Source organism: Mycobacterium angelicum, from assembly GCF_002086155.1.
GTDB lineage: Bacteria > Actinomycetota > Actinomycetes > Mycobacteriales > Mycobacteriaceae > Mycobacterium > Mycobacterium angelicum.
Genome location: NZ_MVHE01000012.1, coordinates 113,638 through 132,647 on the forward strand (window position 1 = coordinate 113,638; position 19,010 = coordinate 132,647).

Sequence of the window (19,010 nt, forward strand, 5' to 3'; positions counted from 1 at the left end):
TCCGCCTGGCCGTCGGCTTCGAATACCGGATGTGCAGCAGATACATCCATCGGGCCGGCCGCAGCGCTCAGTAGCGGTAATCGGCAGCGGCGTGGCCGGCCTTACCGCCGCCTACCTGCTGGCCGGACAGGACCAGGTCACCCTGTATGAGGCGGACCATCGGCTGGGCGGGCATGCCCACACGCACCAGGTGGACAACGGTGACGGCGACGTCGTAGCCGTCGACTCGGCGTTCTTGGTGCACAACGACCGGACCTACCCCACGTTGTGCCGATTGTTCGCCGAACTCGGTGTGCCAACCCAGGACTCGGATATGTCGATGTCGGTGCGGGCCGACGACATCGGCCTGGAATACGCCGGCGCGCTGGGCGCCCGTGGGCTGTTCGCCTGCCGGCAGTCGCTGCGGCCGCGCTACCTGCTGATGCTCGGTGAGATCCTGCGGTTCCATCGTGCCGCGTCGGCGCTGCTGCGCGCGGCCGATGGGGGCGCCGACAGCGATCAGGAGACGCTGGAAAGCTTCCTCAACCGGCACCGCTTCTCGTCGTATTTCGTCGACTACTTCATGACGCCGTTGGTGGCCGCGGTGTGGTCGTGTGCGAGTGCGGACGCGCTGCGGTATCCGGCCCGGTACCTGTTCGTGTTCCTCGAACACCACGGCATGCTCACGGTTTTCGGCTCACCGACGTGGCGCACGGTGACGTCGGGCTCGGTCACCTACGTGCGGGCCATCGCAGATCGGCTCGACGAGGTATTGGTTGGGACACCGGTGCATTCGCTGCGACGGGTGCCCGACGGGGTGCTGGTGGGAGCCGGGAACAACCCGCCGCGGTTGTTCGACGCCGCCGTTGTCGCCGTCCACCCCGACCAGGCGCTGCTGCTACTGGACGAGCCGACAACGCGGGAGCGTGCCGTTCTGGGCGCGATCTCCTACTCGACCAATCGCGCCCAGCTGCACACCGACGAGTCGGTGCTGCCCCGCCACCGCGGCGCACGCGCATCGTGGAACTACCTGGTGACACCCGAGCAGGACCACGTGGTGGTCAGCTATGACGTCAGCAGGCTGATGCGTATCGGTGGCAGCCGCCGGTTTCTGGTGACCCTGGGCGGCCATGACCTGGTGGACCCTGACTCGGTGCTGGCCGAGATGACCTACAGCCACCCCTTGTACACACCGGAATCCGTTGCGGCTCAACAGATGCTGCCGTCACTCGACGACGACCGGGTGGTGTTCGCCGGCGCCTACCACGGCTGGGGCTTTCACGAGGACGGCGCGGCGTCCGGACTGCGCGCGGCCCGCCGCCTCGGCGCGGACTGGCCTGTTGCGAGCCGGCAAAAGGTGGTGGTCCCGTGCTGACCCAAGCTCGCACTCCGGCGATCTATCGCACCACCATCAGCCATGCCCGTCAGGTCCCGGTGCACCACGCGTTCGAGTACCGCGGCTACAGCTGGTATGTCGACGTCGACGAGCTGCCGCGGCTGCCCTGGTGGCTGCGAGCGTTCGCGCGGTTCCACGCCGACGACCACTTCGCGCCGGGCTCACACGGCTCGCTGCGCGACCGGCTGGAAGCGTTCTTCGCCGATCGCGGTGTGGCCGTGCCCAACGGGCGCATCACCGCGCTGTTGCAGGCCCGCGTCTTGGGCTACGTGTTCAACCCGATCAGCGTGTTCTGGTGCCACGACCGCGACGGCAGCGTGCGCCACGTGATAGCCGAGGTGCACAACACCTACGGCGAGCGCCATGCTTACCTGCTGCCGCCGGCCGATGCGCCCGTATCGGTCAACAAGGAGTTCTACGTCTCGCCCTTCAATCCGGTGGACGGCCATTACCTGGTGTTGGCACCGCAACCCGACCACGACGTCGACATTGCGGTGTCGCTGCACCGCGAGCAGCGACTGGCCTTCACAGCGACCCTGCGCGGGACGCGGCGACCGGCGAGCGTGAAACACGTTGTGCTGATGCAGATCATTGCGCCGCTGGAGCCGTTGCTGGTGGCCACTCGCATTCGGATACAGGGGATCAGATTATGGCTGCGTGGAGTTCCGGTGGTACCGCGATGAGTGTCCAAACTACTTGCACCGCAATTGATTACCAGCGCTGGCCGGCGGTCGCGCAGGTGCCCTCCGGGCCTGTGGCGACGCTGTCGGCGGGCATTGTCGACCGGCTGCTGCGCCGCGCGGCCGCCCGCCTGCCGCTGCGGCTGGTCTACCCCGATGGCATGGTGGTCGGTGCCGCCGACCCGACCCTGCCCACCCTGAGGATTCATCAGCCCGACGCGATGGCCCGGCGGATCGGACGCCACGGCCTGATCGGCTTCGGCGAGTCCTACATGGCCGGCGAATGGTCGTCGACCGAACTCACCGCGGTGCTGACCGTGCTGGCCGAATCGGTGGCCGACCTGGTTCCGCGCGGGCTGCACTGGCTGCGCCCGCTCGCGCCGGCCTTTCAGCCGACGTGGCGAGACCCCAGCCGGGATCAGGCCCGCCGCAACGTCGCCGAGCACTACGACCTGTCGAATGAGTTATTCGCCGAGTTCCTCGACGAGACCATGACCTATTCCAGTGCGCTGTTCACCCAACTGCCGGCATCGTGGTCCGACCTCGCGGCGGCCCAGCATCGCAAGATCGACCGGCTGCTGGACATGGCCGGGGTGCAACGCGGCAGCCGGGTCCTCGAGATCGGCACCGGCTGGGGCGAGTTGTGCATCCGGGCGGCCGCCCGTGGGGCCCACATCCGCTCGGTGACCTTGTCGGTCGAACAGCAGCGGCTGGCGCAGCAGCGGGTCGCTCTTGCGGACCTGTCTCACCTGGTTGAGATCGAGCTGTGCGACTACCGCGATGTGCGGGGCAGCTACGACTGCGTGGTCTCGGTCGAAATGGTGGAGGCGGTCGGATACCGTTCGTGGCCCACGTATTTCGCCGCCTTGGAACAACTCGTGCGGCCCGGTGGACGGGTCGCGATCCAGGCGATCACCATGCCGCACGAGCGGATGCTGGCCACCCGCAACACCCACACCTGGATACAGAAGTACATCTTCCCCGGCGGACTGCTACCGTCCACCGAGGCCATCGTCGGTATCACTGAGCGCCACACCGGGTTGCGCACGGTCGACACGGCCTCGCTGCGACCGCATTACGCCGAAACCCTGCGGCTGTGGCGGCAGCGATTCTTGCAGCGGCGAGATCGATTGGCGCAGTTGGGTTTCGACGAGGTGTTCGGACGCATGTGGGAGCTGTATCTGGCGTACTCGGAGGCCGGATTCCGGTCGGGTTATCTGGACGTCTACCAGTGGACGTTCGAACGGGACGGCACACCATGACCGAGACCGGCATCTTGGCGGTAACCGGCGCCTCGGCTCTGGCGCTGACGGTGGTGCATTCGGTCACCTTCCTGATCGGCCGAAGGATCGGCCGCTACAACGTCGTCGACACCGCTTGGGGCATCGGGTTTATCGCGGTGGCCGCCGTCGCCGCCGTGATCGGGCATGGGGATCCGGCGCGCCGATGGCTGTTGCTGGCGCTGGTGACCATTTGGGGTTGCCGACTGAGCTGGCACATGTACCGCAAGAGTGCGGGCAAGGGTGAAGATCCGCGTTACGTCGACCTGCTGCGCGGCGCCTCGGTGGGCCAGGTGGTGCGCAAGGTGTTCGTGTTGCAGGGCTTCTTGACGCTGTTCATCTCCTTCCCGCTGCAGCTGTCCGCGGTCGGCGGGCCGACGCCCAAGCCGTTGTGGCCGGTACTGGGCGTGGGGGTGTGCGTGTGGCTGATCGGCGTCGTCTTCGAAGCGGTAGGCGACCGGCAGCTGCGGAAATTCAAGGCCGACCCCGCCAATCGCGGCGTGATCATGGACCGCGGGCTGTGGGCCTGGACGCGCCATCCCAACTACTTCGGCGACGCCTGTGTCTGGTGGGGGCTCTGGCTGATCACCATCAACGGCTGGGTACCGCTGATTACGGTCGTCTCGCCGTTGTTGATGACGTATTTCCTGGTGGATGTGAGCGGGGCGCGGCTCACCGAGAAGTACATGAAGGGCCGCCCCGGATTTTCCGAATACCAAAATCGGACAGCATATTTCATACCGCGCCCACCCCGATCGGCACGACGGTGAATACCGGCTTATCGGTTTTGGCCCCGGCTGGCGCTAGGCTACCGATCGATGACCGGACCGCCGCAGCTGAGCAGCGACCTGGACGCCTTGCTGCGCCGGGTCGCCCGGGGCGACGCTGCCGCATTCGCGGTGTTCTACGACCAGACGAAAACCCGGGTATACGGACTGGTGACCAGGGTGTTACGTGATACCGGCTACAGCGAAGAGACCACCCAGGAGATCTACCTCGAGGTGTGGCGAGGCGCGTCGCAATTCGACTCCACCAAGGGCTCGGCGCTGGCCTGGCTGCTGACCATGGCCCACCGGCGCGCCGTCGACCGGGTCCGCAGCGAGCAAGCCGGCAGTCAGCGGGAATCGCGCTATGGCGTGGCCAATGTCCTACCCGACAGTGATGTCGTCGCCGAGTCGGCGATCGCCGGTGACGAGCGGCGCCGGGTGGCTGATTGCCTGCAGGGCCTGACCGATGCCCAACGGGAGTGCGTCGAGCTGGCCTACTACGGCGGACTGACGTATGTCGAGGTGTCGCAGCGGTTGGCCACCAACCTCTCGACCATCAAGTCACGCATCCGCGATGGCCTGCGTGGCCTGCGCAACTGTCTGGACGTGTCATGACCGACCCGACCGACTTCGAACTGCTCGAGCTGGCGGCCCCGTATGCGCTGGACGCCGTATCGGATGAAGAACGAGCCGAGATAGGCCGGCGGGTGGCGGCCGCCTCGCCGCCGATCGCGGCTGCGTTCAACGACGAAGTTCGCGCCGTCCGCGAGACCATGGCCGTGCTCTCGGCCGCAACGCTCGCGGAACCACCAGAACATCTGCGGGCCGAAATCCTGGCCGCCACAGCGGCCGACAAGTCGGCCGCTCAAGGCCAAGCACGTTGGCGCACCGCATTTTTCGCGGCAGCGGCGGCGATCGTGGTGGGTCTGGCCGCCTTCGGTGTCGGGGTCTTCACCCGGCCGGCGCCAACGCCGACGGTCGCCGAGCAGATCCTTGCGGCACCGGATGTGCAAACGGTCTCCCGTCCGCTGGGCGGCGGCACGGCCACGGTGATGTTCTCCCGTGACCGCAATGCCGGAATGCTGGTGATGAACAATGTGCCCCCACCCTCACCCGGCACCGTCTATCAGATGTGGTTGATCGGAGCCGACGGCGCGACGTCGGCCGGCACGATGGGCACCGCGGCGGTGACGCCGTCGACCAAGGCGATGCTGGACAACCTCGGCGGCTCAACGGCATTGGCGTTCACCGTCGAACCCGGGACCGGATCGGTGCAGCCGACCAGTCCGATACTGGCCGAGTTGCCGCTCAAATAACCGGCCTCGCTAGGACCGCTTGAACAAGCCGCCCAGTACGGCGAGCAGCACACCCAGTGCGACCAGCGCCACCCCGGCGAGCAGCGTCACGTTCAGCCACAGATGCAAGCTGCCCTCGGCATGGCCGACCATCGCGTCGGCGATCCGGCGGATGTCACCGGTGGTCCGATTCAGCGCCTCGTTTACATAGCCCCCGCCGGCCTCGATCACGGCCCATCCGGCCGCACCGACCAGTAGCGCGCCGACCCCGAGGCTGGTCATCGCCTTGCCGCGGCGGCGTGCGGCGAGCAGGGTCAGCAGCCCGAAGACGCCGCTGAGTGCGGCCGCCCCGAAACTCACCCAGGGCCCCCACACCGCGAGCCGGTGCAGCTGTCCTTGCCGAATCGATTGCGGCCCGGACGCCCCGGAGACCGCGGTGACCGTCAGAGGGACCTTCAGCGTGTCCGGCACCTTCACGTTGTGGCTGCTCAAGATTTGCCGAAACGAGCTGTCCTTGAGCATCGGGGCGACGTCGACCGCCCATTGCTCACCGTTGGGCAGCGGATCGCTGAACAGCCACCGGTGCGCCGCCCGGTTCACTTGGGCGAACAGCGGCGGGAACGACGAGCTGGCGGTGAAGGCAGTCGCGGCGGCGTGCACCACCGAACCGTCGACGGCATAGCGCCCGCCGCCGTGCTCGGCGATGAGTGCCATGGCCCGGGTGGTGAGTTCTGAGGCCATCGCCGACTGCAGCGCGGTGTCGCCGGCCGCACGCTGGGCCAGCGCGGCGTAGCCGTCCTCGTCGACGATGTTGCGCTGCGCCCACAGCGCAGGAATCGCGATCGCCAGCGCAGCCGTGGCGAGCAGCCAGCACACCGCCGCAAGCAGGAATCGCACGCTTAGAACTTACTGGGCTATCCCCCGCAGGTAGGCCGCCTGGCCGAGGTGTTGCGCACAGTCGTCGATGATGCTGACCAGTCGCGCGCTGGCGGTGACCGGCGGATCCCAGTTGGTGTCCACGACGCGCGCCAGTTCGTCGGCGGTCACGGTGCCCACGTATTCCAGGGTGAGCCCGTGCACGGCGTGGTAGTAGCCGGACAGCAGATCGGCGGGGGCTCGCACCTTAGCCACCTCTTCGGCGCCGTGGCCGTAGCCGGTGTCGTTGCGTGGCAGGTCCAGACCGAAGCGATCGACCCAGCCGTCGCGGGTCCACAGCTCCTCGACTCCGGCCAGATGGGCCACCTGGATGTCCTGGACCCGGGCACTGTGCCAGAGCAACCACGCGATGCTGTTGGCGCTCGGAGTCGGCCGGTAGTCGGCGATGTCGTCGGTAAGACCGTCGGTCAGTTCTTCGGCGTGTTCGATCAATCGGGTGAACGCGTCCCGGAGCAGTTCCTGCGCGGCGCGGTCGGTGCTAGCCATACCAGCGACACTACGGACCGCCGTGCCAGACCGCTTCGACGTTGTTGCCATCGGGGTCGCGCACAAATGCGCCGAAGTAGCCCGGGTGGTATTCCGGCCACAGCCGTGGTGCATGCAGCGACTCGGCACCCACGCGCACTGCCGCTTCGTGGAACGCGCGCACCGCGGCCTCGTCGGCGGCTTGAAATGCGATATGGGTCTCTCGATTTGGGCCCATGGTCGAGCCCTCGGCGATCCAGAATGACGGCTTGCCGTCGTGGCCGTAACCGATCGCGACTCCGAAATCCATTTGCCGCGAATAGCCCAGCACGGCCAGCACTGAGTCGTAGAACTCTTGCGATTTCGGATAGTCGGCGCAGTTGATTCCTAGGTGATCGATCACGGTCGTAGATTAGTTGGATGAGCTACGACCTCCTCATCCGCAACGGCACCATCGTGGACGGGCTGGGAGGTGAGCCGTATGTGGGTGACGTTGCGGTACAGGATGGCGTCATAGTCGCAGTGGGGGCGGTGAACGGTGCCACCGCCTCGCGTGAGATCGATGCCAGCGGCCTGCTGGTCACCCCGGGCTTCGTCGACCTGCACACCCACTACGACGGCCAGGCCATCTGGTCGGACCGGCTGACGCCGTCGTCGGCGCACGGCGTGACGACAGTGGTGATGGGCAACTGCGGGGTGGGCTTCGCGCCGTGCCGCTCCGAGGACCACGACGTGCTCGTCGACGTGATGGCCGGCGTGGAGGACATTCCCGGTGTCGTCATGACCGACGGCCTGCCGTGGACGTGGGAGACGTTCCCGGAGTATCTGGACGCCCTGGAAGCCGGCCGGCGCGATATCGATGTGGCGGCCTATCTGCCGCACTCTCCGTTGCGGGTGTACGTGATGGGTCAGCGCGGCGCCGACCGCGAGCCGGCCACCGCCGAGGACCTGGCGAAGATGCGGGCGCTGGCCAAGGAAGCGATGGAGATCGGGGCGCTGGGCTTCGCATCGTCGCGACTGACGATCCACAAGACCGAAAGCGGTTCACCGATCCCCAGCTACGACGCGGCGCGGGAAGAGATCGAGGAGATCGCCCGCGGTGTCGTCGACGGCGGCGGCGGGCTACTGCAGTTCGTACCCGACATTCCGGCCGGCGGCTACCAGCCGGTGCTGCAGACGGTGTTCGACGTCGCCGAGGACGTCGGGCTGCCCGTCACCTTCACGTTGGTGGTCGCCAACGCCGGAGACCCGACGTGGCCGGATGCCATCACCATGATCGAAAAGGCGAACGCCGCAGGCGGCGACGTCAGCGCACAGCTGCTGCCGCGTCCGATCGGTCTGATCATCGGGCTGCAGCTCACCGCCAACCCGTTCGTGCTGTATCCGAGCTACCGCGAGATCGCGCACCTGCCGCTGTCCGAACGCGTCGCCGAAATGCGCAAGCCCGAAGTCCGTGCCCGCATTCTGGCCGACAAGCCCGGGCAGGGCCACCCGATCCTGTACGTGGCGCAGATGTGGGACTGGATTTTCCCGCTGGGCGACAACCCCGACTACGAACCCAATCCCTCCGACAGCATCGGAGCACGGGCTCGCGCGCGCGGGGTGAACCCGATGGAGGAGGCCTACGACCGGCTACTCGACGACGACGGCCGCGCGATGCTGTTGGTGGCGACGAGCAACCTGGAGAACAACTCGCTGGACACCGTCGGCAAATTGCTGCATCGCGACGATGTGGTGCTCGGGCTCGGCGACGGCGGCGCCCACTACGGCATGATCTGCGACGCCAGCTACTCCACGTACTTCCTGGCGCACTGGGCCCGCGATCGTGCATCGGGACGGTTCACCGTCAGCGAGGCGGTCCGCGAACTGACGTCGGTGCCGGCGCGCGTCGCCGGCCTGGGCGACCGGGGACGCATCGCCGTCGGCTATAAGGCCGACCTCAACGTCATCGACCACGCCGCGCTGCGCCTGCACAAGCCGGTGATCACCTACGACCTGCCCGCCGGCGGGCGCCGGCTGGACCAGACAGCCGAGGGTTACGTCGCGACCGTGGTGTCGGGTGAAGTGATAGCTGAGAACGGTGTTCCTACTGAGGCTCGCCCTGGCAAACTGGTACGCGGTCGCCAGTCTGCCCCCGTTTGCACCTGATACTGGGGAGTTGCTGAACGCCCTCTCGCGATTATCCCGATATGCCCACGGCAATGATCGCTGCCAGGTAGTTTGAGTAGGTGACAAACCCGCATTTCGCGTGGTTGCCGCCAGAGATCAATTCGGCACTGATGTTCGCCGGTCCCGGGTCGGGACCGCTGCTTGCCGCGGCCGAGGCTTGGAACGGCCTCGCCGCGGATTTGCTGTCGTCAGTGGAGTCGTTCGGCTCCGTGACGGCAGACATGACCAGCGGGTCGTGGCTGGGTCCTGCGTCGCAGGCAATGATGGCCGTCGCGACGCAGTACATGACGTGGCTGAGTGCGGCGGCAGCACAAGCGGAACAAGCGGCTGCACAGGCGACGGCCATCGCCTCCGCGTTCGAAGCGGCGCTGATGGCCACCGTGCAGCCGGCGGTTGTCGCGGCCAACCGCGGGTTGATGCAGGTGTTGGCGGCCACGAACTGGCTGGGCTTCAACACTCCCGCAATCATGGACATCGAGGCCGCATACGAGCAGATGTGGGCGCTGGATGTCGCGGCGATGGCGGCTTATCACTTCGATGCATCGTCGGCGGCGGCACAACTGGCGCCCTGGCAGCAGGTGCTGCGCAACCTCGGCATCGACATCAGCAAAAACGGCTTCAACTTGGGCTTCAACAACACCGGCAGCGGAAACATCGGCAACAACAACATCGGTAACAACAACTGGGGCAGCGGCAACACCGGTAACCGCAATATGGGCAGCGGCAACACCGGCAACTTCAACCTGGGCATGGGCAACCTGGGTAGCGGCAACGTCGGCTTCGGCAATACCGGCAGCTGGGCCCTTGGGTTCGGGCTCACCGGCGACCACGCGGTCGGCTTCGGCGGCTTCAACTCAGGCAGCGGCAATGTCGGCTTCGGCAATTCGGGGACCGGCAATACCGGCCTTTTCAATTCCGGCAGCGGCAACACCGGTATCGGCAATTCCGGCTCGCTCAACAATGGTCTGGGAAACTCCACGTCCATCGGCGCGGGCGTGAGCAGTGCCAGCAGCATGACCCCTGTGCATTCCGGAGCCGACGGCAGCAGTATCAGCCCGGATGCGGGCCTGGCCAACGCCACGGGCGGCCTGGGGACGGCGGCGCTGAGCTCGGGCCTTCTCAACTCGGCGCTGGCCAATACGGGCAGCCTGCACCCCGGCGTGGCCACCGCATTGAACTCCGGTATGACCAGCGCTGCCGCGGCCCCGGCCGCAGCGCCGGCCGCTGCGCCGGTGAGCGGTCTCGAGTCATCGCACGCCAGCGGCGCCGCTGCCCCCGCCAGTGCAACCGGCTCGGCTGCCAACTCGGGCCTGCGCACCAGCACCAGCGGCTACAGCGGTTTCTACAACTCGGGCAGCGGCGACTCGGGTTTGCGCAGCACCGCCGCACCGCGTGAGGTGGGAATCGCGCCCGCCGGCACTGGCGGCACTGCCGGCACCGGCGCCAGCATCCCGAAGTCGAACTTCTTCCCGTCGAGCGAACGTGAGATCACCGAGACCGAGGACGGCATCCCGCTGCCGATCCAGTCGGACTGATTCGTCCGCCTATCCTCGAACCATGGGTGTCAAAAGGGCCAAGAAGGTAGATCTCGAACGCTTGGCCGCCGTAATGCCGGACTTCCCATTCGCCTATCTGATCACTGTCGATGACAGCTACCACGCCCACACTGTGACCGTCGAACCCGTGATGCGGGCAGCGATGGTCGACGTGGGCCTTATCGGCGGGCGCACCCGCAACAATCTCGCCGACCGCAGCGACGTGACACTGGTGTGGCCCCCGCGCGAGCCCGGCGGCTACTCGCTCATCGTCGACGGCACTGCGGAGCTGGTTGACGCCGGCGCTGAGACAGCCCGGTTGGCGGTGGCGCCGACCCGCGCGCTGCTGCACCGCGAGGCGGACTCTCCCTCAGCTGCCAAGGGCTGTCTGCATGACTGTGTGGTGTTTTCGCTACCGGCCTAGCTGGCTGCGCGTCGAGGCTGCGGTGCTGACGCCGAGCCTGCACTGAGCGCGTGCTCCCGGGTCGGTCGGTGGCGGTGTGCGCAGTCTCGGCGATACGAAAAAGCCCGGCCTGCGTTCGCAGGCCGGGCTTTTTCGTTCCAGGACTTAGAAGTCCATACCGCCCATGCCGCCGGTGGGGTCGCCCGCGGGAGCGGCCACCTTCTCCGGCTTGTCGGCAACGACGGCCTCGGTCGTGAGGAACAGACCCGCGATGGACGCCGCGTTCTGCAGCGCAGAACGAGTCACCTTGACCGGGTCGGCAACGCCGGCCTTGAGCAGGTCCTCGTACTCACCGGTGGCGGCGTTCAGGCCGGTACCGGCGGGCGAGTTGCGGACCTTCTCGGCCACCACGCCGGGCTCCAGCCCGGAGTTGAGGGCGATCTGCTTCAGCGGAGCCTCGAGCGCCACCCGCACGATGTTGGCGCCGGTGGCCTCGTCACCGGTGAGCGTGAGCTCCTCCAGGGCCGGCACCGAGTGCAGCAGGGCCACGCCACCACCGGCGACGATGCCCTCCTCGACGGCTGCCTTGGCGTTGCGGACTGCGTCCTCGATGCGGTGCTTGCGCTCCTTGAGCTCCACCTCGGTGGCAGCGCCGGCCTTGATCACCGCAACACCGCCGGCCAGCTTGGCCAGGCGCTCCTGCAGCTTCTCGCGGTCGTAGTCGGAGTCGCTGTTCTCGATCTCGGCGCGGATCTGGCTCACCCGGCCGGCGATGGCGTCGGAGTCACCGGCACCCTCGACGATGGTGGTCTCGTCCTTGGTGATGACCACCTTGCGGGCCTTGCCGAGCAGCGAGATGTCGGCGGTCTCCAGGGACAGGCCGACCTCTTCGCTGATGACCTGACCACCGGTGAGGATGGCCATGTCCTGCAGCATCGCCTTGCGGCGGTCACCGAAGCCGGGAGCCTTGACGGCGACCGACTTGAAGGTGCCGCGGATCTTGTTGACGACCAGGGTGCTCAACGCCTCGCCCTCGACGTCCTCGGCGATGATCAGCAGCGGCTTGCCGCCCTGAATGACCTTCTCCAGCAGCGGCAGCAGGTCCTTGACGGTCGACACCTTGCTGGAGACCAGCAGGATGTAGGGGTCCTCGAGGACGGCTTCCTGACGCTCGGCGTCGGTGACGAAGTAGCCCGAGATGTAACCCTTGTCGAACCGCATACCCTCGGTGAGCTCGAGCTGCAGGCCGAAGGTGTTGGACTCCTCGACGGTGATGACGCCCTCGTTGCCGACCTTGTCCATCGCCTCGGCGATCAGGTCGCCGATCGACTGGTCGCCCGCCGAAATCGCTGCGGTGGCCGCGATCTGCTCCTTGGTCTCGACCTCTTTGGCCGACTTGAGCAGCGTCTCGGTGATCTTCTCGACGGCCTTCTCGATGCCGCGCTTGAGACCCAGCGGGTTGGCGCCGGCCGCTACGTTGCGCAGGCCCTCACGCACCAGCGCCTGGGCGAGCACCGTGGCCGTCGTCGTGCCGTCGCCGGCGACGTCGTCGGTTTTCTTGGCGACTTCCTTGACCAGCTCGGCGCCGATCTTCTCGTATGGGTCCTCCAGCTCGATCTCCTTGGCGATGGACACACCATCGTTGGTGATCGTGGGGGCGCCCCACTTCTTCTCCAGGACGACGTTGCGGCCCTTGGGACCCAACGTCACCTTTACCGCGTCGGCGAGGGCGTTCAGCCCCCGCTCGAGGCCGCGACGGGCCTCTTCGTCGTACGCAATTGTCTTGGCCATTGCGAAGTGATTCCTCCGGATTGGGAATGAAACGGGTCACCGGGTCAGGGCCACCCCGTTACTTACGCTGGCCGGGCGCAGTGCCCGCGACGGACGGCACAGCTTTTTGGGCTGGGCCTCACCGTCCCGACCTAGCACTCGCCTGCGGCGAGTGCCAACGTCATTCTTAGCACTCGCCTATGCCGAGTGCAAGAACGCCCGGCTCTAGGCGTCATCGACTGTGCACTTGCGGCTTCGAGTGAGCGGCCAGGGCGGCAAAGTCGACGGATTACCGCCGTCGACGCACCGTGAAAGCCCAGCGTGCACACTCGGCCAACTTCGGCAGACTGGAGTGATGTCCCTCGTCGTACCGCCCTATCCGAAAACGCGCTACACCCAAGCCGAACCCGAAGTCAGCGCCTGGCTCAAGCGTGCCGACGAGGCACCGGATTACCAGACCTCCGCGAACAAGTACCACTACCTGGCCAATCAGCAGGCCACCGACGGTGACTACGGCCTGTACCGCGTCGACATCGCACCGGCCGGAGGTGGACCGGGACCGCACTTTCACCGCGCCATGTCTGAGGCGTTTTTCGTGTTGTCCGGGTCGATGAAGCTTTACAACGGTACGGAATGGGTCGACGGGCAGCAGGGCGACTTCCTCTATGTGCCGCCCGGCGGCATCCACGGTTTCCGCAACGAGGCCGACGAGCCGGCGTCGATTTTGATGCTGTTCGCTCCTGGCGCACCGCGCGAGTCCTATTTCGAAGGCTTCACCGAGTTGGCGGACATGACCGACGACGAACGACGCGAGTGGTTCGTCCGTCACGACAACTACTGGGTGACCTAAATCTTCCGTGCGCCGAGAATTAATCCGGGCACCGCGCGACGAGCAAGGCCACCGAGGTGGTGCCGACGATCATCGGCTGGTTGCGCAACTCCCCGACGGGGAGCTAGCGGCCGCTGGATGCTCTATAACCGTGACGATGCCGCCCCGCACGTTCTGGGTCAGGCGTACCCGCACGTCGCCGACCGCCGGCGCGTGCGCCGCCACGCCGTCGTGCAGCTCGATGGCCAGGTGCTCGGCGAAGATCCGCCGATCCCGGAATGCCACCAACCACAGCTTGAGTGATTTCGACTCGATCGCATGGGTTAAAGCGGTATAGGAAATCTCGGCCTGGTAGATATCGGGCTGAATACCGGCAACCGCCGGGCACAACGCCTGCAATTCGGCCGTGTGGAAAGTGACCCGCACGGGCTTGGGCACCGGGAAGAATTCGAGGCGCACCGGGGCGTCTGGGTCGACGGTCTGCCCGAGGCTCGTGACAGGCGGCGGCCCGTCGCTCACCGCACCCATCTGGTCCATCGGTTCACCATAAGCGTCGCGGCTGGCGACTTCACTGATTCGAAGAACCGCCTATCCCGCAACCCTGAATACATGGACAAACCGGCGGTCATCCTGCTCAGCGGAGGTCTGGACTCAACAACGGTGCTGGCCATCGCCAAGCACGAGGGATACACGCCGTACGCGCTTTCGTTTCGCTATGGCCAGCGCCATGCGGTCGAGCTGGACGCCGCACGGCGCGTCGCACAAGCGCAGGGCGTCGCGCGCCACGTCGTTGCCGAGATAGATCTGCGCGTGTTCGGCGGATCGGCCTTGACCGCCGACCTCGATGTGCCCAAGCACGCCAGTGTCGAGGAGTTGACCGCTGACATCCCGTCGACCTACGTGCCGGCCCGCAACACCATCTTTTTGTCGTTCGTGCTCGCCTACGCCGAGACTGTCGGCGCGCACGACGTCTTCCTCGGCGTCAACGCGTTGGACTATTCGGGATATCCCGATTGCCGTCCCGAATACATCGCCGCATTCCAGGACATGGCGCGGCTGGCCACCAAAGCCGCGATAACAGGCGCTGCCCTGACGATCCACACGCCACTGATCGATATGACCAAAGCCGAGATCATCCGTACCGGGCTGAAGCTGGCGGTCGACTACGGTTGCACGTCGTCGTGCTACGACCCCGACGACGCCGGAATACCCTGCAGACACTGCGATTCCTGCCTGTTGCGGGCTAAGGGCTTCGCCGACGCCGGCGCCGCGGATCCGCTGCTGGATCGTGTGGCATGACATGGGCTACACGGTCAAGGAAATCTTCTACACACTGCAGGGCGAGGGCTTTCACACCGGCCGGCCCGCCGTCTTCTGCAGGTTCGCCAGCTGCAACCTGTGGACCGGCCGGGAATCGGACCGCAAGCGCGCGATCTGCAAGTTCTGCGACACCGACTTCGTCGGCACCGACGGGCCCGGCGGCGGACGTTTCGCAAGTGCTGAAAAGCTCGCGTCGGCCATTGCCCGGGCCTGGCCGGAGACGGGACACGAGCACCGGATGGTGGTGTGCACGGGTGGCGAGCCGCTACTCCAAGTCGATACGGCCTTGACGGCCGCGCTGCACGCCGAAGGCTTTTACATCGCAGTCGAAACCAATGGGACACGGTTGCCACCGCCCGGCATTGACTGGATCTGCGTCAGCCCGAAGATGGGCGCAGCGCTGCCCGTGACGTCGGGCGATGAACTGAAATTGGTTTACCCCCAAGACGGCGGAGACCCCGAGCAGTTCGAGCATCTGGATTTCGGATCGTTTCGCTTGTCTCCGATGGACGGACCCGCACTGCGCGAAAACACCGCCGCCGCAGTCGAATTCTGTCTGAAGCGCCCGCGGTGGCGACTAAGCCTGCAAACGCACAAGTATTTGGAGATTCCGTGACCGCGACAGCCGAGATCTTCCGGGAGTTCACCTTCGAAGCCGCTCACCGGCTGCCGAACCTGCCCGGTGATCACAAATGTTCGCGACTACACGGTCACTCATACCGCTTTTCGGTACACGTCAGCGGTCCGGTGGACGCGGCGAACGGTTGGGTGACGGATTTCGCGGTGCTCAAGGACGCCTGCAAACCCGTGCTTGCCCGCCTGGACCACTACTACCTCAACGACATCCCGGGACTGGAGAACCCCACCAGCGAGCGGCTCGCCGAATGGATTTGGTGCGAACTCGAGCACTCCCTGCCGATGCTGACGGCGGTGACCGTCCGTGAGACGTGCACGAGCTGCTGCATTTACCGGGGGCCACATGGCGGCCACCCGGGGATTGAACCGGCGTAGCGATAATGGCCAGGTGCAATCAGTCTTGCGGTCAGTCGACGAACACCAGCGTGCCGTTAGGGAGATGATCAGCGCCCGCCCGCCGGTTGCGCTCCCGCTGACGCAGGCACAGGGGCTGGCCCTGGCCGACGACGTGGTGGCGCCGCTGTCGCTGCCGGTTTTCGACAACTCCGCGATGGACGGCTACGCGGTGTGCGCCGCAGACGTGGCGGGCGCAACGACCGAACACCCGGTGCTGCTGCCGGTGGCCGAGGACATTCCGGCCGGCCGCACCGATGTGTTGAAACTGCAACCCGGCACCGCGCACCGCATCATGACCGGGGCGCCGCTGCCGGGCGGGGCGACGGCCGTCGTACCGGTCGAAGCCACCGACGGCGGCGAGCAGTCCGTGACGATCCGCCAGCCCTCCAACCCCGGCCAGCACATCCGCCGCGCGGGCGAAGACGTCGGCGCCGGTACCACCGTGCTGCGCAAGGGCCAGCTGGTGACGCCGGCGGTTCTCGGGCTCGCGTCGGCGCTGGGATTGGCGGAGCTGACCGTGATCCCCCGCCAGCGAGTGCTGGTCATCTCCACCGGATCGGAATTGGTAGCACCGGGCAGCCCACTGCTGCCCGGGCAGATCTATGAGTCCAACTCGATCATGCTGGCCGCCGCCGTGCGCGAGGCCGGGGCAGTGGTGGTCGCCACCGCGACCGCCGGCGACGACGTCGCACAGTTCAGCTCGGTCCTCGACCGGTATGCGGCCGAGGCGGACCTGATCATCACCAGCGGCGGAGTGAGCGCCGGCGCTTACGAGGTTGTCAAGGACGCCTTCGGGCGCAGCGGCGATCAAGGCGTGGAGTTCGTCAAGGTGGCGATGCAGCCCGGCATGCCGCAGGGCATCGGACGGGTGGCGGGCACGCCGATCATCACCCTGCCCGGTAATCCCGTCAGCGCACTGGTCTCCTTCGAGGTCTTCATCCGGCCCGCGCTGCGCCTGGCCATGTGCCTGCCTGATCCGCACCGGCCGCACCAGACGGCGGTGCTCACCGAGGCCTTGACGTCGCCGCGGGGCAAGCGGCAGTTCCGGCGCGCGGTTCTCGATCACGACAGCGGCACGGTGATCAGTTTCGGCCCGCCCGCGTCGCATCATCTGCGCTGGCTGGCGTCGGCTAACGCGCTGCTGGACATCCCCGAGGACGTCGCGGAAGTGGCCGCCGGAACCGAGCTGCAGGTGTGGGACCTGACCTAAGAGGTGGCGACCTCGCGGTGGAATTCGTCGGCCGCATCGAAGGCGGTGGTGCACCGGATGGCGATCGCGGCGATGGAGATGGTTACCGGGATGGTGACCAGCGCCGCGGGCAATCCGAAGTATCCCGACAGCTGGCCGATCAGCGGCGGTCCCAGCAGATAACCCACCCAACCCGTTGCGGCGACGATGGCGATCGCGGAGCCCGCGCCGCTCGCCGAATATGCCGCGCTGAACGCGGTAGGCACCAGCAGGGCCACACCGGCTCCCAGGCAGGCGAATCCGATCACGCTGACCACCGGGTTGGCGGTCGCCAACATCACGCTCATGCCCACCACAGCCAGCAGGGCAAGAGCGGGCAGCAGCCGGCGGCTGGAAACTCGCGCATGGAGCTGTATCGCGCCCAACCGGGTCACGACCATCGTCAGGGTGTAGGCCGCATAGCTCAGCGCCGAGACGCCCGCACCGGCGCCGACGACGCTGTGCAGGTAGTTGGCCGACCAGTCGGTGGCCGCGCCCTCGCACAGGAAGGACGCGAACGAGACCGCCGCCAGGATCGCCACGGTTCTGGTCAGCCATGCCCGCTTGGGCTGGCTCGTGTCGGGAGCGGGCGCCTGGTCGGGAACGAGGTGGCGGGTCAACACCTCCACGACAACCAGCACGATAAGGCCGACGACCGCTAGTTGTGGGGTAAGGCCAATGCCCGCGCTCACGCACGCCGCGCCGATCACGGCGCCCAGCAGCGCGCCGACGCTCCACATGCCGTGAAAGCGCGCCATGATGGGGGCGCGCGCCAGCCGCTCGACCGTCGCAGCCTGGGTGTTCATCGCGACGTCCATCGCGCCTTGGAAAAAGCCCCACAGCGCCAACACCGCGAACAGCCACGCCCCGGAGCGGGCTAGCCCTACCGTCGCACCGGCCGCGGTGTAGCCGGCGAGCGTGACCGGAACCAGTCGGTGGCTGCCCCACCGCGGCAGCGCCCAGTGGCTGAGCACGGTGGCCAGGACCGAGCCCAGCGGCGCGCCGAACAGCGCCGTTCCCAACGCCGCGTCGGACAGGCCCAGCTGGGCCTTGACATTGGGTATGTGGGCGGCCCAGGACGAGAACACCACGGCGTGGGCGATGAATGCCGCGGTGACACCCATCTTCGCGCGGCGCAGCTGCGTCACCGAACAATTGCCACCGTGTCTACGCGTCGAAATTCTTTACACCTCTCAAACGAGCCCGCTAACGAACATACTCTGTGCTCCGAATGACCATAACCTTTACATTCGGGGAATTAATTCGCATTTCTGTCGTCATTGTCAAATGGCTGTATATTTAGCACATTGAATATCACGATTGGATAACATTACCCCACAATTAGCAGCGGACTAATGGGGTCTTCATATGATCCATTCACCTTATCCGCGGTCCTAATTAAATGTGAGGAATGCAAATGTCTTACGTGGTAGTGACACCGGAACTATTGACTTTGGCCGCAAGGGATTTGGCTGGCATCGGCTCCTCGCTGAGCCAGGCGGGCGCCACCGCGGCGGCCCCGACAACCTCGGTTGTGGCCGCCGCCGCCGATGAGATTTCGGCGCAGATCGCCGCCCTGTTCGGCGCGCACGGTCAGGCTTTCCAGACGGCCAGCGCACAGGCAGCGGCATTGCATGACCAATTCGTTCGGGCCATGACCGGCGGCGCGAGCGCCTATGCGAGCGCCGAGGCCGCAGCCGCGTCGCCGTTGCAGCCCGTCCTCGACGCATTGAACGCACCCACCCAAGCGCTGCTGGGACGACCGCTGATCGGCAACGGCGCGAATGGCGCCGCGGGGACCGGCGCCAACGGCGGGGACGGCGGAATCCTGATCGGCAACGGCGGCAACGGCGGATCCGGTGCTGTCGGCCCCACCGGCGGGGCGGGTGGCCGGGGCGGGGCTGCCGGACTGTTATTCGGTACGGC

Annotated in this window: 20 protein-coding genes and 2 pseudogenes; 16 read left to right on the top strand and 6 right to left on the bottom strand. The window is 66.6% G+C overall.

Annotated elements, in window-relative coordinates:
• Nucleotides 1-40 precede the first annotated feature (40 nt).
• From BST12_RS11060 to BST12_RS11085, 6 genes are read left to right on the top strand one after another with little or no spacing between them, the layout of a single operon-like run.
• Nucleotides 41-1,354, top strand: coding sequence for an NAD(P)/FAD-dependent oxidoreductase (locus tag BST12_RS11060; RefSeq protein WP_083113187.1), 1,314 nt, complete (start codon nucleotides 41-43; stop codon nucleotides 1,352-1,354).
• Complete coding sequence (locus BST12_RS11065; RefSeq protein ID WP_083113158.1) at nucleotides 1,348-2,058, top strand: DUF1365 domain-containing protein; 711 nt, start codon at nucleotides 1,348-1,350, stop codon at nucleotides 2,056-2,058. The genes BST12_RS11060 and BST12_RS11065 overlap by 7 nt, the downstream gene beginning before the upstream one ends.
• Nucleotides 2,055-3,317, top strand: a complete 1,263-nt coding sequence (locus BST12_RS11070; protein ID WP_245846914.1) for a class I SAM-dependent methyltransferase — start codon at nucleotides 2,055-2,057, stop codon at nucleotides 3,315-3,317. Before BST12_RS11065 ends, BST12_RS11070 begins: the two co-directional genes overlap by 4 nt.
• Entirely contained in the window at nucleotides 3,314-4,105 is a 792-nt protein-coding gene (locus BST12_RS11075) for a DUF1295 domain-containing protein (RefSeq protein ID WP_083113160.1), read from the top strand. Before BST12_RS11070 ends, BST12_RS11075 begins: the two co-directional genes overlap by 4 nt.
• A 48-nt stretch (nucleotides 4,106-4,153) precedes the next feature.
• On the top strand, nucleotides 4,154-4,717 hold the full coding sequence (locus BST12_RS11080) for a sigma-70 family RNA polymerase sigma factor (protein ID WP_083113161.1): 564 nt from the start codon (nucleotides 4,154-4,156) through the stop codon (nucleotides 4,715-4,717).
• Nucleotides 4,714-5,418 (top strand): anti-sigma factor, encoded by a 705-nt coding sequence (locus tag BST12_RS11085; protein ID WP_083113162.1) that lies wholly within the window; start codon nucleotides 4,714-4,716, stop codon nucleotides 5,416-5,418. Before BST12_RS11080 ends, BST12_RS11085 begins: the two co-directional genes overlap by 4 nt.
• Nucleotides 5,419-5,427: 9 nt before the next feature.
• Here BST12_RS11085 and BST12_RS11090 read toward each other — a convergent pair whose 3' ends face one another.
• Genes BST12_RS11090 through BST12_RS11100 form a run of 3 tightly spaced genes read right to left on the bottom strand, consistent with a single transcriptional unit; the run spans nucleotide 5,428 to nucleotide 7,201 of the window.
• Complete coding sequence (locus tag BST12_RS11090; protein WP_083113163.1) at nucleotides 5,428-6,294, bottom strand: hypothetical protein; 867 nt, start codon at nucleotides 6,292-6,294, stop codon at nucleotides 5,428-5,430.
• Nucleotides 6,295-6,303: 9 nt separating this feature from the next.
• Nucleotides 6,304-6,819, bottom strand: coding sequence for a mycothiol transferase (locus BST12_RS11095; RefSeq protein WP_083113164.1), 516 nt, complete (start codon nucleotides 6,817-6,819; stop codon nucleotides 6,304-6,306).
• A gap of 10 nt (nucleotides 6,820-6,829) precedes the next feature.
• Complete coding sequence (locus tag BST12_RS11100) at nucleotides 6,830-7,201, bottom strand: VOC family protein (RefSeq protein WP_083113165.1); 372 nt, start codon at nucleotides 7,199-7,201, stop codon at nucleotides 6,830-6,832.
• A gap of 17 nt (nucleotides 7,202-7,218) precedes the next feature.
• On the opposite strand from BST12_RS11100, the gene BST12_RS11105 reads away from it, so the two are divergent.
• From BST12_RS11105 to BST12_RS11115, 3 genes are all read left to right on the top strand, one after another.
• A complete protein-coding gene (locus tag BST12_RS11105) occupies nucleotides 7,219-8,946 on the top strand; it encodes an N-acyl-D-amino-acid deacylase family protein (RefSeq protein ID WP_083113166.1) in 1,728 nt (575 codons plus the stop codon).
• A gap of 80 nt (nucleotides 8,947-9,026) precedes the next feature.
• The gene (locus BST12_RS11110; RefSeq protein ID WP_083113167.1) at nucleotides 9,027-10,502 is read left to right on the top strand and encodes a PPE family protein; all 1,476 of its coding nucleotides are present in this window, start codon (nucleotides 9,027-9,029) and stop codon (nucleotides 10,500-10,502) included.
• Nucleotides 10,503-10,524: 22 nt separating this feature from the next.
• Complete coding sequence (locus tag BST12_RS11115; RefSeq protein WP_083113168.1) at nucleotides 10,525-10,926, top strand: hypothetical protein; 402 nt, start codon at nucleotides 10,525-10,527, stop codon at nucleotides 10,924-10,926.
• A 144-nt stretch (nucleotides 10,927-11,070) separates the two neighbouring features.
• Here BST12_RS11115 and groL read toward each other — a convergent pair whose 3' ends face one another.
• Complete coding sequence (gene groL / locus BST12_RS11120; RefSeq protein WP_083113169.1) at nucleotides 11,071-12,696, bottom strand: chaperonin GroEL; 1,626 nt, start codon at nucleotides 12,694-12,696, stop codon at nucleotides 11,071-11,073.
• Nucleotides 12,697-13,030: 334 nt separating this feature from the next.
• Here groL and BST12_RS11125 point away from each other — a divergent pair, with 334 nt between their 5' ends.
• Nucleotides 13,031-13,525 (top strand): cupin domain-containing protein, encoded by a 495-nt coding sequence (locus BST12_RS11125; RefSeq protein WP_083113170.1) that lies wholly within the window; start codon nucleotides 13,031-13,033, stop codon nucleotides 13,523-13,525.
• Nucleotides 13,526-13,594: 69 nt separating this feature from the next.
• On the opposite strand, the gene BST12_RS11130 is transcribed toward BST12_RS11125, so the two are convergent.
• On the bottom strand, nucleotides 13,595-14,041 hold the full coding sequence (locus tag BST12_RS11130) for a hypothetical protein (RefSeq protein WP_083113171.1): 447 nt from the start codon (nucleotides 14,039-14,041) through the stop codon (nucleotides 13,595-13,597).
• A gap of 72 nt (nucleotides 14,042-14,113) precedes the next feature.
• Here BST12_RS11130 and queC point away from each other — a divergent pair, with 72 nt between their 5' ends.
• Genes queC through moeA form a run of 4 tightly spaced genes read left to right on the top strand, consistent with a single transcriptional unit; the run spans nucleotide 14,114 to nucleotide 17,066 of the window.
• Nucleotides 14,114-14,803: a 7-cyano-7-deazaguanine synthase QueC gene (queC, locus tag BST12_RS11135; protein ID WP_083113172.1), complete on the top strand. Its 690-nt coding sequence runs from the start codon at nucleotides 14,114-14,116 to the stop codon at nucleotides 14,801-14,803.
• Nucleotides 14,793-15,440, top strand: coding sequence for a 7-carboxy-7-deazaguanine synthase (gene queE, locus BST12_RS11140; RefSeq protein WP_245850232.1), 648 nt, complete (start codon nucleotides 14,793-14,795; stop codon nucleotides 15,438-15,440). The genes queC and queE overlap by 11 nt, the downstream gene beginning before the upstream one ends.
• Entirely contained in the window at nucleotides 15,437-15,835 is a 399-nt protein-coding gene (gene queD / locus BST12_RS11145; RefSeq protein WP_083113173.1) for a 6-carboxytetrahydropterin synthase QueD, read from the top strand. Before queE ends, queD begins: the two co-directional genes overlap by 4 nt.
• Nucleotides 15,836-15,860: 25 nt before the next feature.
• Nucleotides 15,861-17,066 carry a molybdopterin molybdotransferase MoeA gene (gene moeA, locus BST12_RS11150; RefSeq protein ID WP_083113189.1) on the top strand — a complete coding sequence of 402 codons (1,206 nt, stop codon included), beginning with the start codon at nucleotides 15,861-15,863 and terminating at the stop codon, nucleotides 17,064-17,066.
• Here the strand turns inward: moeA and BST12_RS11155 are convergent.
• Complete coding sequence (locus BST12_RS11155; protein WP_083113190.1) at nucleotides 17,063-18,208, bottom strand: MFS transporter; 1,146 nt, start codon at nucleotides 18,206-18,208, stop codon at nucleotides 17,063-17,065. The two genes, moeA and BST12_RS11155, sit on opposite strands and share 4 nt — an antisense overlap.
• Nucleotides 18,209-18,501: 293 nt before the next feature.
• Between BST12_RS11155 and BST12_RS33355 the strand changes: the two are divergent.
• Both BST12_RS33355 and BST12_RS33360 read left to right on the top strand, forming a co-directional pair.
• Nucleotides 18,502-18,723, top strand: a pseudogene (locus BST12_RS33355) (PE family protein); the annotation flags it as partial.
• A gap of 69 nt (nucleotides 18,724-18,792) precedes the next feature.
• Nucleotides 18,793-19,010, top strand: a pseudogene (locus BST12_RS33360) (PE family protein); the annotation flags it as partial.

Coding starts and splice junctions, on each gene's coding strand:
- BST12_RS11085 (WP_083113162.1), top strand. CDS start 4,714: ATGACCGACCCGACCGACTTCGAACTGCTCGAGCTGGCGGCCCCGTAT.
- groL (WP_083113169.1), bottom strand. CDS start 12,696: ATGGCCAAGACAATTGCGTACGACGAAGAGGCCCGTCGCGGCCTCGAG.
- BST12_RS11130 (WP_083113171.1), bottom strand. CDS start 14,041: ATGGACCAGATGGGTGCGGTGAGCGACGGGCCGCCGCCTGTCACGAGC.
- BST12_RS11095 (WP_083113164.1), bottom strand. CDS start 6,819: ATGGCTAGCACCGACCGCGCCGCGCAGGAACTGCTCCGGGACGCGTTC.
- BST12_RS11125 (WP_083113170.1), top strand. CDS start 13,031: ATGTCCCTCGTCGTACCGCCCTATCCGAAAACGCGCTACACCCAAGCC.
- BST12_RS11080 (WP_083113161.1), top strand. CDS start 4,154: ATGACCGGACCGCCGCAGCTGAGCAGCGACCTGGACGCCTTGCTGCGC.
- BST12_RS11115 (WP_083113168.1), top strand. CDS start 10,525: ATGGGTGTCAAAAGGGCCAAGAAGGTAGATCTCGAACGCTTGGCCGCC.
- queC (WP_083113172.1), top strand. CDS start 14,114: ATGGACAAACCGGCGGTCATCCTGCTCAGCGGAGGTCTGGACTCAACA.
- BST12_RS11075 (WP_083113160.1), top strand. CDS start 3,314: ATGACCGAGACCGGCATCTTGGCGGTAACCGGCGCCTCGGCTCTGGCG.
- BST12_RS11105 (WP_083113166.1), top strand. CDS start 7,219: ATGAGCTACGACCTCCTCATCCGCAACGGCACCATCGTGGACGGGCTG.
- BST12_RS11155 (WP_083113190.1), bottom strand. CDS start 18,208: ATGGGTGTCACCGCGGCATTCATCGCCCACGCCGTGGTGTTCTCGTCC.
- BST12_RS11070 (WP_245846914.1), top strand. CDS start 2,055: ATGAGTGTCCAAACTACTTGCACCGCAATTGATTACCAGCGCTGGCCG.